Origin of the sequence: Cellulosimicrobium sp. XJ-DQ-B-000 (genome assembly GCF_031119065.1) — a bacterium.
Taxonomy (GTDB): Bacteria; Actinomycetota; Actinomycetes; order Actinomycetales; family Cellulomonadaceae; genus Cellulosimicrobium; species Cellulosimicrobium funkei.
This window is the reverse complement of record NZ_JAVHYN010000007.1, coordinates 19,806-32,568: the sequence shown is the minus strand read 5'-3', so window position 1 is coordinate 32,568 and position 12,763 is coordinate 19,806. Positions and strand designations below refer to the sequence as shown.

Here is a 12,763-nt window from a genome sequence, read left to right as displayed (position 1 = left end):
GCCTCGACGGTAGGAGCGTCGTGGACCAGGGTGCAGGGCCAGGTCGTGCCTGGTTCACTGGGCCAGATGACGACCCGGCTCGCGCCCGAGGCCCTGCTGCTCGTGCTCGGCCCGCGCCCCGCGCGCGACGTCGGCCGCTGGCTCCAGGACGGCCTGCGCGCGGCCGTCGTCGAGGGACGGGTCGCGGCGGGCACGGTCCTGCCGTCGGGCCGGGACGCGGCCGTCGCGCTCGGGCTCTCGCGCGGCACGGTGACGACGGCGGTCGACGTGCTCGTCGGCGAGGGGCTGCTCGTTTCCCGGCCGCGGTCGGGCGTCGTCGTCGCAGCGCTCCCCGCGGCGCCGTCCCCCCGGGGGGCGCCGCCCGCACGGAGCCCGGGGACCGGGAGCACCCGGCACGGCACGGCGGGCCCCCGGCCCGTGAGCGTCGGGACCCCGGACCCGGCGCTGTTCCCCCGGGCGGCGTGGGCGCGCGCGGTCCGCGACGGCGTCCGCGGGCTCGCGGACGCCGACCTCGGCTACCCGGACCCCCAGGGGCTGCCCGCGCTGCGCGAGGCGCTCGCGGAGCACCTGCGCCGCAGCCGTGGCGCGCACGTGACCGCGCACGACGTCGTCGTGGTGAGCGGCGTCGCCCAGGCGCTCGCGCTGCTCGCGCGGCTGCTCGCCGCGGGCCGGGTGGCGCCCGCGCCGGGGTCAGGGCCAGGGGCAGGGGCAGGGGCAGAGCCCGTCACGGTCGCCGTCGAGGACCCGTCGTCGCGGGGCGCGCTCGAGCTCCTGCGCGACGCGGGGACCCGGCCCGCGGGCGTGCCCGTCGACGCCGACGGGCTCCGGACCGACCTGCTCCCCGAGGACGCGCGCGCCGCGCTCGTGACGCCCGCGCACCAGTTCCCGCTCGGCGTCGTGCTCGCGCCGGCCCGCCGTCGTGCGCTGCTCGCGTGGGCCGCCGCGGGGGACCGCCTCGTGCTCGAGGACGACTACGACGCCGAGCTGCGCTACGACCGTCGGCCCGTCGCGTCGGTGCAGCCCCTGGACCCCGAGCGGGTCGTGCTGCTCGGCTCCGTCTCCAAGCTCCTGTCGCCCGCGCTGCGGCTCGGCTGGGTCGTCGCGCCGCCGCGCGTCGTCGGGCCGCTCGTCGAGGCCAAGCGCCACGCCGACCTCGGCACGTCCGTCCCCGAGCAGGCGGCGCTCGCGGCGCTCCTCGGCTCCGGCGCGTACCAGCGGCACCTGCGCCGGGCCCGGGTCGTCTACCAGCGGCGGCGCCGCGCGCTGCTCGCCGCGCTCGGCGAGGCCCTGCCCGGCGTCACGGTCGGGGGCGTCGCGGCGGGTCTCCACCTCGTCGTCCCGCTCCCCGGCCCGGCGGCCGAGGACGCGGCGGTCGACGGGCTGCGCGCGGCGGGCGTCCCCGTCGAGCCCCTGAGCGGGACGGGCGTCGAGCGCGTCGAGCCGACCGAGCACGGCGTGGTCGTCGGCACGGCGCGCGTGCGCGAGCCCGACGTCGCGCGCGTCGTCGACGCGCTGCGGGCGGCGGGCGCGGGACGCCTGCCCGCCTGACGAGCGCCCGGCCGGTGCCCTACGGTGTGCGGGTGGGGACGACGCCGACCGAGACCGCCGACCGACGACCCGGACCGCGGCGCCAGGCGCGCGGTGTCGCGCGCCGGGACGCGATCGTCCGCGCCGCCGCGGACCTCATCCTCCAGGACGGCCCCGCGGCGGTGACCCACCGGGCCGTCGCGACGCGCGCCGACGTACCGCTCGCCGCCACCACCTACTACTTCACCGGCCTCGACGACCTCATGGGGGCGGCCGGCGAGCTCATCGTCACCGGGTGGGCGGAGCACGCGCACGGTGCCGCGGAGCGCGCGGCGCGTGGCGGGGACCGGGCCCGGGAGGACGCGCGCGTCCTCGTCGACGCGGTCCTGCCGCCCGGCGGGGAGAGCGAGCTGCGGGGCTTCTACGAGCACCTCGTCGGCGCGGGCCGCTACCCGGCGCTCGCCCGGGCCTACGGGAAGGGCCGGCAGGGGCTGGACGACGCCGTCGCGCAGCTCCTCGCCGTGCGAGGCCTCGGCCACGTCGCGGCGTCGCTCCTCGTCGCGGTCGTCGACGGCGCCGCCGTGAGCGCGCTGAGCGAGGGCCGTGACGCGCGCGCGCTCGCGGTCCGCCTCGTCGGCGAGCTCGTGGCACCCGGACCGCGCTGAGTCCGCGCCGCCGCCGGGTAGCCTCGCGGCCCATGACCCGACGCCCGTCCACCGCCCGACCCGCCCTGCGCGACCGTCTCGTCCCCGAGACCACGCGGACCCTCGTCTCGACCGTCGTCGCGCTCGTGACCGGTCCGGTCGTCGTGCTCCTCGCGGAGGGCCCGCTCGGCCTCGACGACCGGACCGTCCCCGTGGCGGCGGGCCTCCTCGTGTGGGTCGTGCTCGCCGGGCTCTCCTGCACGCTGACGTGCGTCGCGTTCGCCGGGCGCCGCGGCCCCGAGCTCGAGCGGGCCCTGCTGCGCGCGCACCCCGACGGGCGCGGCCGCGTCCGCACGCTGCTCCTCGGCGGCGGGTCGACGGCGTGGTCCGTCCAGTTCGCGGTCATGGCGCTGCTCGTCGGGTTCGCCCTGGCCCAGGGCGTCGCGTGGGCCGCGGCCCCCGCGCTGACCGTGCTCGGCGTCGCGGTCATCGTCGTGTCGTGGGTCGCGGTCCTCGTGTCCCACACCGTGCACTACGCCCGCCGCGACGTCGCGGCCGGCGACGGCCTCGGGTTCGCTTTCCCCGGCGAGGGACCGCGCGCCTACGCCGACTACGTGTACCTCGCGGCGGGCGTGAGCACGACCTTCTCGACCGCGGACGTCACGGTGCTCGACTCCGTCACGCGCCGGATGGTCACGACCCACGCCGTCGTCGCGTTCGCGTTCAACGCCGTGATCGTCGCGCTCGTCGTCGTGGTGCTCGTCAACGCGTGAGGGCCGACCGCCGCGCCTGCGCCCGCGGCCGCGCCCGCGCCGCGGGCCGACGACGACGCGTGGCATAGCCTGGGCGGGTGCCCGACTCCCGCGCCGTCGTCTACCGCACCCGACTCACCACCCGGTTCCGCGGGCTCGACGCGCGCGACGGCGTCCTCCTGCGCGGAGACGCCGGCTGGGGCGAGTTCTCGCCCTTCTGGGACTACGACGACGCCGAGTCCGCCTCCTGGCTGCGCGCCGCGCACGAGGCGGCCGACGACGGCTGGCCCGCCCCCGTCCGCGACCGGGTCCCCGTGAACGTGACCGTCCCGGCGGTCGAGCCCGACCGCGCCCGGGAGCTCGTCGCCGCGTCCGGCGGGTGCCGCACCGCCAAGGTCAAGGTCGCGCAGCGTGGGCCCGACGGCACGCTCGAACCCCTCGACGCCGAGGTCGCGCGCCTCGAGGCCGTGCGCGACGCGCTCGGACCGGGCGGTCGGGTGCGCGTCGACGCGAACGGCGCCTGGGACCCCGAGGAGGCGCTGCGCCGCCTCCCGCACCTCGACCGCGCGGCGGGCGGGCTCGAGTACGTCGAGCAGCCGTGCCCCGACGTGGCCGGTCTCGCGGCCGTGCGGCGCGGCCAGCGCGGCGACACCGCCGTGCCCGTCGCCGCCGACGAGTCGATCCGGCGCGCCGAGGACCCGCTCGCCGTCGTGCGCGCGGACGCGGCCGACGTCGTGGTGCTCAAGGTGCAGCCGCTCGGCGGCGTGCGCGCGTGCCTCGACCTCGCCGAGCAGGTGCGGCTGCCCGTCGTCGTGTCGTCGGCGCTCGAGTCGTCGGTCGGCATCGCCGCGGGCGTCGCGCTCGCCGCCGCGCTCCCCGCGCTGCCGTACGCGTGCGGCCTCGCGACCGTGAACCTGTTCGCCGCCGACGTCGTGCCCGCGCCGCTCGTGCCCGCCGACGGGGCCCTGCTCGTGACGCGTCCCGCACCGAGCGCGGAGGCGCTCGCCGCGACCGCGCCGGACCCGGAGACCGACCGACGGTGGCGCGCGCGCCTCGAGCGCGTCGCCGGCCTCGTGGCCACCGGGGGTGCGCGATGAGCGCCGCCCTCGACCCGCTGCTGGACGGCCTGGACGCGCAGCCGCCCGCGGTGCGCAGCGCGTTCGCGCTCGTGCACCGCCTCGCGCTCGAGGGCGTCGCGGACGTCGTGCTCGCCCCCGGCTCGCGCAGCGCGCCGCTCGCGTACGCGCTCGCGGCGGCGGCCGACCTCGGCCACCTCACGCTGCACGTGCGCGTCGACGAGCGCGCGGCCGGGTTCCTCGCCGTCGGGCTCTCGCGCGGCGCGGGCCCGCTCGTGCGCGGCGGCGTCGCGCTGCCCCGGGCCGTCGCGGTCGTCACGACGTCGGGGACGGCCGTCGCGAACCTGCACCCCGCGGTCCTCGAGGCGCACCACACGGGCGTCCCGCTCGTGCTCCTCACCGCCGACCGGCCGCACGAGCTGCGCGGCACGGGCGCGAACCAGACGACCCACCAGGCCGGGATCTTCGGCCCCGCGACGCGGTTCGCGGCGGACGTCCCGGCACCCGACGGACGCCCGGGCGAGGTCCGTGACCTCCTCGCCGTCACGGCGCGCGCGCTCGCCGAGGCCGTGGGCGCGCGCTCGGGGCACCCCGGCCCGGTGCACCTCGACCTCGCGTACCGCGAGCCGCTCGTGCCCGTCGGCCTGCCCGGCACTCCTCCCGACGTCGCGCTCGGTGGGCCCACCGCGCCCACCGCGCCCGACCCGGACCTTCCCGGTGTCCGCCCGGTCGTCGTCGTGCCGGCCGCCCCCGCGGCCGTGCCGACAGGCGTCGCGCCGGGCGACGTCACGGAGCCGCTCGGCACCCCCGTCGGCCCCATCGAGATGCCGGTCCCCGGCGAGCGGACGGTCGTCGTCGCGGGCGACGGCGCGGGCCCCGTCGCGCGCGACCTCGCCGAGGCGCGCGGCTGGCCGTTGCTCGCCGAGCCGTCGTCCGGGGCGGCGGGCGGCCGGCGCCTCGTCGTCGCGCACCCGCTCGTGCTCGGGGTCGACGCGCTCGTGGACGGCGTGGAGCACGTCGTCGTGCTGGGGCGGCCGACGCTCTCGCGGCCGGTGCAGCGGCTGCTCGGGCGCGGGGACGTCGCGGTGACCGTCGTGGCACCGGGCTCGCGCCCCTGGGCCGACGCCGCGCGCAACGCCTCGACGGTGCTCCCCGTGGTGCCCGCGGGGTGGCTCGAGCCCGCGCCCGCCACGGCCTGGGCCGAGCGGTGGCGGGCGGCGTCGGCCGCGGCGGCGGCCGTCATCAAGGCGGCGACCGACGGGGCCCGGACGGACGGCCCGAGCGTCGCGCGCGCGGTCGCCGCGGCGGGCGGCCCGGACGACCTGCTCGTGGTCGGCTCGTCGAGCCCGGTGCGCGACCTGGGCCTCGTGCTCGGCCTCGACGGGCCCGGCCCGCGCGTGCTCGCCAACCGCGGCCTCGCGGGCATCGACGGCACCGTGTCGACGGCGCTCGGCGCGGCCCTCGCGACGGGTCGTGGCCACCGGCGCACCCGCGCGCTGCTCGGCGATCTCACCTTCCTCCACGACGTCGGCGGGCTGCTGCGCGGACCCGACGAGCCGCACGCGGACCTCCAGCTCGTCGTCGTGAACGACGACGGCGGCGCGATCTTCGCGGGGCTCGAGCCCGGGGCGCTGGGGGAGTCGTCCGAGGGCGCGCACCGCACGTTCGAGCGCGTCTTCGCGACGCCGCACGGCGCGCACCTCGCGCCGCTGTGCGCGGGGTACGGGGTGGACCACCAGCTCGTCCAGGACGTCCCCTCGTTGCGGCACGCGCTCGCGGCGCCGAGCCACGGCGTCCAGGTCCTCGAGGTGCGCGTCGGGCGCGCGGATCGCCGTCGCGAGGGCCTGGTCCTGGCGGACGACGTCCGGGCGGCGGTGCGCGCGGGGCTGTCCTCGGGCGGCTAGGGGCGCGGAAAAACTCGCAGCGGACTCCCAGGTTCGTTCAAGCGTCGTTCAAGCGCGGCGGTGTGAAGTAGTGGGCAGAAGAAGGAGGCCCACCATGACGAACACCCCGGGCACCGAGCCCACCCCCGTCCCGACGCCCGACGCCACGCAGCCGCTGCCGGCCGCGACCGCGGGCGAGCAGGCACCGGCCCAGCCGTCGGCGCACCCGACCGGCCACCCGACGCAGCCGCTCCCGCCGCACCCCGTGCAGCACCTCACGACGCCGCAGCCCGCCCCGACGGGCCACGCCACCGCACCCGCGGGGCACACGCCCGCCACGCCGCCGGCGAACCCGTACGCGCGACCCGCGCAGGGCGCGCCCGGCGCGCACACGCCGTCCGGCAGCTTCGGCCCGCCGCCCGCACCGCCGGCCCCGGCCACCGCCGGGGAGAGCGGCGCCCCGCAGCGCCGCCGCACCTGGGTGCCGGTCGTCAGCGCCGCGGCCGCCGCGGCGCTCCTCGCGAGCGTCGGCACCGCCGGCCTCACCGGCGCGTTCGGCGCCGACCAGGACTCCGCGTCGCTCGCCGACGTCGGCCAGCAGCACGAGACGTCGGCCGCGCCCGTCGCCGACTCGTCGTCGCAGAACCCCGACTGGGAGGCCGTGACCAAGGCCGTCGCGCCGTCGGTCGTGGCGATCCAGGTCCAGACCCCGCAGGGCGGGGCCGAGGGCTCCGGCGTCATCATCGACGACAAGGGCCACGTGGTGACGAACAACCACGTGGTGTCCGGCGCCGAGAACGACACGGTCCAGGTCACGCTCAGCGACGGCCGCCTGTTCGACGCGAAGATCGTCGGGCTCGACCCGGCGACGGACCTCGCCGTCGTGCAGCTTGTCGACGCCCCCGACGACCTCCAGCCCGCGACGCTCGGCGACTCCGACGACGTGACCGTCGGCGAGTCGGTCCTCGCGGTCGGCAACCCGCTCGGCCTCGCGAACACGGCCACGACCGGCATCGTGTCGGCCGTCGACCGCCCGGTGTCCGCGTCCGGCGAGGGCGGCGGCACGTCCGTCGTCACGAACGCGATCCAGATCGACGCCGCGATCAACCCGGGCAACTCCGGCGGCCCGCTGTTCGACGCGCAGGGCCGTGTCATCGGCATCACGTCGTCGATCGCGACGCTGTCGAGCGGCGGTGGCCAGTCCGGCTCGATCGGCCTCGGGTTCGCCATCCCGGTGAACCTCGCCAAGACGATCGGTCAGCAGCTCGTCGACAACGGGACCGCGGAGCACGCGTTCCTCGGCGTGACGCTCGCCGACGCGACCGCGACGGCCGACGGCGTGACGCGCCGCGGCGCCGAGGTCCAGGAGGTCACCGACGGCTCGCCGGCCGCCGACGCGGGCATCCGCTCGGGCGACGTCATCGTCGCCATCGACGGCCACCCGGTCGGCGGGGCGGAGTCGCTCACGGCGTTCGTGCGCGAGCGGGCCGCGGGCGCCGAGTCGAAGCTCACCGTCGTCCGCGACGGCAAGACGCTCGAGCTCGACGTCACCCTCGCGACGCGCCCGGCGGACGACGAGACCACCGGCCAGGGGTCGCAGGGCGGCCAGGGGCAGACGCCGGGCCAGGACGGCCAGGGGCAGCTCCCCGGCCAGGGTGACCAGGGCGGCCAGCAGGGCGACCAGGGTCAGCAGGGCGACCCGACCGACCCGGGCAACGTCCCGAACCCGTTCGACTGGTTCTTCGGCGGCCAGGGCTGACCCGGCCCCGCACCCCGTCCCGCCACCTCCTCTGACCGTGGCGGGACGGTGGGCCGTCGGGGACGTCCCCGCCTCGGCGGCCCACCGCACCGAGCGGCCGGCACGGAACTCCGTGCCGGCCGCTCGTCGTCGTCCGGGGGCGTGTGCCGTGCGGGGCTGGCCGTGCGGGACCGGCGCGTCAGGCGCCGAGCGCGTAGCGCATCGGCTCGAGCTTCGCCTCGGACTCGGCGACCTCGGCCGCCGGGTCGGACGCCGCGACGATGCCGCACCCGGCGAAGAGCCGCACGGAGCGCGGGTCGGTGCCCGACAGCTCGGCCGAGCGCAGCGCGATGCCCCACTCGCCGTCGCCGTCGGCGCCCAGCCACCCGACCGGGCCGGCGTACCGTCCGCGGTCCATGCCCTCGATCTCGCGGATGAGGTCGCGCGCGACGACCGTCGGCGTGCCGCACACCGCCGCGGAGGGGTGCAGCGCCGCCGCGAGCGCCAGGCTCGTCGGCCCGGCCGCGGCGCCGCCCGACGTCCCGGGCGCGCTCGCGCCGCGCGCGAGGACGGCCGTCACGTCGGACGCGAGGTGCATGACGTTCGGCAGGTGCAGCACGAACGGGGAGTCGGGGACGTTCATGGACGAGCAGAAGGGGGCGAGCGCCTGCGCGACGGACCGGACGGCGTACTCGTGCTCCTCCAGGTCCTTCGACGACCGGGCGAGCTGTGCGGCCCGCAGGAGCGCCTCGTCGTCGGACAGGCCGCCGCGCCGGATCGTGCCGGCGAGCACGCGGGACGTCACGAGGCCCTTCTCGCTGCGGACGAGCAGCTCGGGGGTCGCGCCGACGAGCCCGTCGACCGAGAACGTCCAGCACGCCTCGTAGGCGGAGGCGAGGCGCGCGAGCAGCCAGCGCGGGTCCACGGGCTCGCTCGTGTGGGCGACGACGTCGCGCGCGAGCACCACCTTCTCCAGCGCGCCCGAGCGGATGCGCTCGACGCCCTCCGCGACGACGGCGGCCCAGTCGTCGGCGCCGAGCGCGCCGTCGTGCCAGGCCACCTCGCCCGGCGCGCGCACGGGCTCGCGCGGCGTGCGGCGCAGGGCGTCCGTGGGGGAGGAGGACAGGGAGCCGGCGGTGTCGACCGTCGTGAGCCACGCGTGGCCGTCACGTCGCCCGACGACGACGCGCGGCACGACGAGGACCCCGCCGGCCCGCACCGGGTCGTGCGCGTCGTCGCCCGGCGCGGAGTCGTCGAACGCGAACGAGCCGAACGCGACGGGGCCCGTGCCGGGCAGGCCCACCTCGTCGCGCACGACCGCGCGCGCGAGCGTCTCGTGCCACGCGGCCTCGGCGTCGGCGAACCGGCCGGGGCCCCACGTCTCGAGCCGCAGAGCCTCGCCCCAGCCGACGATCCCGTCGCCGCGGCGCACCCACGCGAGGGGCCGCGTGTCCGGCAGGAGGTCGACGAGGGCGTCGAGACCGCCGGGCAGGTCGGGGATCCGGGTGGTCCTCACGACCAGCGGGTGGGGCTGTGCGGCCGTGGCCGACGGTTCTGCGCTCATCGCCTCCCAGCGTAAGCCGCGGCGGTGCGACCCGGGCGCGGGGACGTGGAAGCATGGGCGCCATGCCCCGTGCCAACCTGGACAAGAAGCCCTCCGAGGTCGCGTCGATGTTCGACGGGATCGCCTCCCGGTACGACCTGACCAACGACATCCTGTCGCTCGGGCAGGACCGCGCGTGGCGCCGGGCGACGGTCCGCGCGGTCGGTGCGCTGCCGGGCGAGAAGGTCCTGGACCTGGCGGCCGGGACGGGCACGTCCTCGGAGCCGTTCGCCGACGACGGCGTGCGCGTCGTCCCGTGCGACTTCTCCATCGGCATGCTCCAGGTCGGCAAGGAGCGCCGCCCGGACCTCCCGTTCGTCGCCGGGGACGCGACGCGGCTCCCGTTCGCGGACGGCACGTTCGACGCGGTGACCATCTCGTTCGGGCTGCGCAACGTCGTCGACACCGAGGGGGCGCTGCGCGAGATGCTGCGCGTCGTGCGGCCGGGCGGGCGCGTGGTGATCTGCGAGTTCTCGACCCCCACGTGGGCGCCGTTCCGCGTCCTGTACCAGGAGTACCTGGTCCAGGCGCTGCCGCGCATCGCCTCGGCGGTGACGCGCGAGGGCGGGTCGTACGAGTACCTCGCCGAGTCGATCGCCGCGTGGCCGGACCAGCAGGGCCTGGGTCGTCTCCTGCTGCGCGCGGGCTGGGAGAAGGTCGCCTACCGCAACCTCTCCGGCGGGATCGTCGCGCTGCACCGGGGCGTGCGCCCGGCCTGACGCCACACCAGGACGAGGCCCCGCGCGTGCTGCGCGGGGCCTCGTCGTCGATCCCGGCGGCGTGCTGCTGCGTCGGCGCGCGTGCGCGTCCCTGACCTGGGGCGACGGTGCTCCGGGCGGGCGCGGACGCGCGGGAGGCTAGGCCATCGCGGCGCCGGCCCCCTTGCCCGCGAGTCCTCGTCCCCAGGGCCGGTCGTCGCCGGGTGCCAGGACCTTCGTCACAGGATCTCCCAGGGAAGGGTCGCCTTGCTACACATCTCCCGTCCGGAGTGACTAGAGTGGCGGTGTCCATTGTGACCGACTTCACAAGGACTGTGGGTGCATCGTGTCCCGAGCCGGGTCACGGTGGAGCACCGCACGAGGACCGAGACGACGGGACGGCGAGGTGAGCACGGTGGGCGCGAGGCTCGACGACGCCGACGTGATCGTCGTGGGCGCCGGCCCGGCCGGCTCCGCGGCCGCCCACTACTGCGCCGCCGCGGGCCTGAGCGTCCTCCTCCTCGAGAAGTCGGCGTTCCCGCGCGACAAGATCTGCGGCGACGGCCTGACGCCGCGCGCGGTCGCCGAGCTCGTGCGCATGGGCGTCCCCACGCGCGCCGAGGACGGCTGGATCCGCAACCGCGGGCTGCGCGTCGTCGCGAGCGGCCGCTCGTGGGAGCTCGCGTGGCCGGACCTCGCGTCCTACCCCAGCTACGGCATGGCCCGCGCGCGCCACTCGTTCGACCGCACGCTCGCCGAGCACGCGCAGCGCACCGGCGCCAAGCTGCTCGAGCGCACCGCCGTCACCGGCCCCGTCCTCGACGAGCGCACGGGCCGCGTCGTCGGCGTCACGGCGCGCCCCGTCGACGAGAAGGGCCGGCGCGCCGGGGACGAGGTCACCTACCGGGCGCCCGTCGTCATCGCGGCCGACGGCGTCTCGTCCCGCTTCGCGCTCGCCCTCGGCCTCGCGCGGCGCGAGGACCGCCCGATCGGCGTCGCCGTCCGGACCTACTTCCGCACGCCCCGCCACGACGACCCGTGGATGGAGTCCCACCTCGAGCTGTGGGAGGGCAAGCCCCGCGAGTCGAACCTCCTGCCGGGGTACGGCTGGATCTTCTCGCTCGGCGACGGCACGGCGAACGTCGGCCTCGGCTCGGTGAGCTCGACGCCCGCGCGGCAGTCCGCGGCGAACGTCGACTACAAGGACCTGTTCGCCACCTGGATGCGCAACGCGCCCGCCGAGTGGGAGTTCACGGAGGAGAACCGGCTCGCCCCGGTGCGCGGCGCGGCGCTGCCCATGGGCTTCAACCGCACGCCGCTGTACACGCGCGGCGTGCTGCTCGTCGGGGACTCGGGCGGCATGGTCAGCCCCTTCAACGGCGAGGGCATCGCCTACGCGATGCAGGCCGGGCGGGCGGCGGCCGACGTCGTCGCCCAGTCGCGCGCGCGGCTCACCGACGGCGGTCGCGAGCGCGCGCTGCAGACGTACCCGCGCCTCATGCGGCGCGAGCTCGGCGGCTACTACACGCTCGGCCGGTACTTCGTGAAGCTCATCGAGCACCCCGAGATCATGCGGATCTGCACGCGCTACGGGCTCCCGCGCCCGGTCGTCATGCGGTTCGTGCTCAAGCTCCTGTCGGACTGCTACGAGCCCCGCGGCGGTGACTGGGTCGATCGCGTCATCGCCGGGCTGACCAGGGTGGTGCCATCGTCATGAGCCCACGAGGTGGGCCGGCACCCGCGCACCGCGCAGCGCCGGCACTCGCACCACCTGACCGCGGACCCGGACGACGTCGTCCGGGGAGACCCGTCCCGAGCCCCCACTCGAGGAGTCGACGATGACCAACCCGTACGTCCCGCTGCTCGTCCTCATGGGCGTGGCCGCCGTGCTGGCGCTCGGCGGCGTCGCCGCGAGCGCGGTCATCGGCCCCAAGCGGTACAACCGCGCCAAGCTCGACGCCTACGAGTGCGGCATCGAGCCCACGCCCCACGCCGTCGGCGGCGGGCGCTTCCCGATCAAGTACTACCTCGTCGCGATGACGTTCATCGTCTTCGACATCGAGGTCGTCTTCCTCTACCCGTGGGCCGTCGACTTCGCGACGCTCGCGACGTTCGGGCTGGTGGCGATGCTCGCGTTCCTCGCGCTCATCACCGTCCCGTTCGTCTACGAGTGGCGCCGCGGCGGCCTTGAGTGGGACTGACGGTGGCACCCAGCGGGGGCCCCGGCGGGCACCGGCGAGAGAACTAGGAGAGACACCATGGGGATCGAGGAAGCTCCCTCGGGCTTCTTGCTCACCACGATCGAGGACCTCGCGGGGTACCTGCGCAAGGCGTCGCTGTGGCCCGTGACCTTCGGCCTCGCGTGCTGCGCCATCGAGATGATGGCGGCGGGCGCGTCGCGGTTCGACCTGTCGCGCTTCGGCATGGAGGTCTTCCGCGCGTCGCCGCGCCAGGCGGACCTCATGATCGTGGCCGGGCGCGTGAGCCAGAAGATGGCGCCGGTCGTGCGGCAGGTCTACGACCAGATGAGCGAGCCCAAGTGGGTCCTGTCCATGGGCGTGTGCGCGTCGAGCGGCGGCATGTTCAACAACTACGCGATCGTCCAGGGCGTCGACCACGTCGTCCCGGTGGACATCTACCTGCCCGGCTGCCCGCCGCGGCCGGAGATGCTCATCAACGCGATCCTCGCGCTGCACGACCAGATCCAGCACGAGCCGCTCGGCGTGAACCGCAAGGAGGCGGCGCGCGCCGCCGAGGCGGCGGCGCTCGAGGCGACGCCCACGTTCCAGATGAAGGGGCTGCTGCGGTGACGGACGAGAAGAGCGGCGCCGGCACGCCGGTG

Annotated in this window: 11 protein-coding genes; 10 read left to right on the top strand and 1 reads right to left on the bottom strand. The window is 77.1% G+C overall.

Annotated elements, in window-relative coordinates; all coding sequences use genetic code 11:
- Positions 1–66: 66 nt before the first annotated feature.
- The 6 genes from RDI86_RS11710 (at position 67) to RDI86_RS11685 (ending at position 7,641) form a co-directional block, all read left to right on the top strand.
- Positions 67–1,548 carry a PLP-dependent aminotransferase family protein gene (locus RDI86_RS11710; RefSeq protein WP_308821451.1) on the top strand — a complete coding sequence of 494 codons (1,482 nt, stop codon included), beginning with the start codon at positions 67–69 and terminating at the stop codon, positions 1,546–1,548.
- Positions 1,549–1,580: 32 nt separating this feature from the next.
- On the top strand, positions 1,581–2,192 hold the full coding sequence (locus RDI86_RS11705; RefSeq protein ID WP_061269140.1) for a TetR/AcrR family transcriptional regulator: 612 nt from the start codon (positions 1,581–1,583) through the stop codon (positions 2,190–2,192).
- Between the two features lie 32 nt (positions 2,193–2,224).
- Positions 2,225–2,944 carry a DUF1345 domain-containing protein gene (locus tag RDI86_RS11700; protein ID WP_051028631.1) on the top strand — a complete coding sequence of 240 codons (720 nt, stop codon included), beginning with the start codon at positions 2,225–2,227 and terminating at the stop codon, positions 2,942–2,944.
- A 77-nt stretch (positions 2,945–3,021) separates the two neighbouring features.
- A complete protein-coding gene (locus RDI86_RS11695; RefSeq protein ID WP_076403205.1) occupies positions 3,022–4,020 on the top strand; it encodes an o-succinylbenzoate synthase in 999 nt (332 codons plus the stop codon).
- Positions 4,017–5,903, top strand: a complete 1,887-nt coding sequence (gene menD / locus RDI86_RS11690; RefSeq protein ID WP_308821450.1) for a 2-succinyl-5-enolpyruvyl-6-hydroxy-3-cyclohexene-1-carboxylic-acid synthase — start codon at positions 4,017–4,019, stop codon at positions 5,901–5,903. The genes RDI86_RS11695 and menD overlap by 4 nt, the downstream gene beginning before the upstream one ends.
- A gap of 94 nt (positions 5,904–5,997) precedes the next feature.
- Positions 5,998–7,641 carry a trypsin-like peptidase domain-containing protein gene (locus RDI86_RS11685; RefSeq protein ID WP_163188876.1) on the top strand — a complete coding sequence of 548 codons (1,644 nt, stop codon included), beginning with the start codon at positions 5,998–6,000 and terminating at the stop codon, positions 7,639–7,641.
- 178 nt (positions 7,642–7,819) lie between these two features.
- Here the strand turns inward: RDI86_RS11685 and RDI86_RS11680 are convergent, their stop codons facing one another.
- Positions 7,820–9,184 (bottom strand): isochorismate synthase MenF, encoded by a 1,365-nt coding sequence (locus tag RDI86_RS11680; protein WP_061269253.1) that lies wholly within the window; start codon positions 9,182–9,184, stop codon positions 7,820–7,822.
- 62 nt (positions 9,185–9,246) lie between these two features.
- On the opposite strand from RDI86_RS11680, the gene RDI86_RS11675 reads away from it, so the two are divergent.
- From RDI86_RS11675 to RDI86_RS11660, 4 genes are all read left to right on the top strand, one after another.
- Positions 9,247–9,942 (top strand): demethylmenaquinone methyltransferase, encoded by a 696-nt coding sequence (locus RDI86_RS11675; RefSeq protein ID WP_043653744.1) that lies wholly within the window; start codon positions 9,247–9,249, stop codon positions 9,940–9,942.
- A gap of 394 nt (positions 9,943–10,336) precedes the next feature.
- The gene (locus RDI86_RS11670; RefSeq protein WP_034653812.1) at positions 10,337–11,638 is read left to right on the top strand and encodes a geranylgeranyl reductase family protein; all 1,302 of its coding nucleotides are present in this window, start codon (positions 10,337–10,339) and stop codon (positions 11,636–11,638) included.
- Positions 11,639–11,759: 121 nt separating this feature from the next.
- A complete protein-coding gene (locus RDI86_RS11665; protein WP_021481795.1) occupies positions 11,760–12,122 on the top strand; it encodes an NADH-quinone oxidoreductase subunit A in 363 nt (120 codons plus the stop codon).
- A gap of 57 nt (positions 12,123–12,179) precedes the next feature.
- Complete coding sequence (locus RDI86_RS11660) at positions 12,180–12,731, top strand: NADH-quinone oxidoreductase subunit B family protein (RefSeq protein ID WP_021481794.1); 552 nt, start codon at positions 12,180–12,182, stop codon at positions 12,729–12,731.
- Positions 12,732–12,763: the final 32 nt, after the last annotated feature.

Bases quoted from the DNA above. Each gene is read 5' to 3' on its own strand.
- RDI86_RS11710 (WP_308821451.1), top strand. From the start codon at position 67: ATGACGACCCGGCTCGCGCCCGAGGCCCTGCTGCTCGTGCTCGGCCCG.
- RDI86_RS11700 (WP_051028631.1), top strand. From the start codon at position 2,225: ATGACCCGACGCCCGTCCACCGCCCGACCCGCCCTGCGCGACCGTCTC.
- menD (WP_308821450.1), top strand. From the start codon at position 4,017: ATGAGCGCCGCCCTCGACCCGCTGCTGGACGGCCTGGACGCGCAGCCG.
- RDI86_RS11685 (WP_163188876.1), top strand. From the start codon at position 5,998: ATGACGAACACCCCGGGCACCGAGCCCACCCCCGTCCCGACGCCCGAC.
- RDI86_RS11680 (WP_061269253.1), bottom strand. From the start codon at position 9,184: ATGAGCGCAGAACCGTCGGCCACGGCCGCACAGCCCCACCCGCTGGTC.
- RDI86_RS11675 (WP_043653744.1), top strand. From the start codon at position 9,247: ATGCCCCGTGCCAACCTGGACAAGAAGCCCTCCGAGGTCGCGTCGATG.
- RDI86_RS11665 (WP_021481795.1), top strand. From the start codon at position 11,760: ATGACCAACCCGTACGTCCCGCTGCTCGTCCTCATGGGCGTGGCCGCC.
- RDI86_RS11660 (WP_021481794.1), top strand. From the start codon at position 12,180: ATGGGGATCGAGGAAGCTCCCTCGGGCTTCTTGCTCACCACGATCGAG.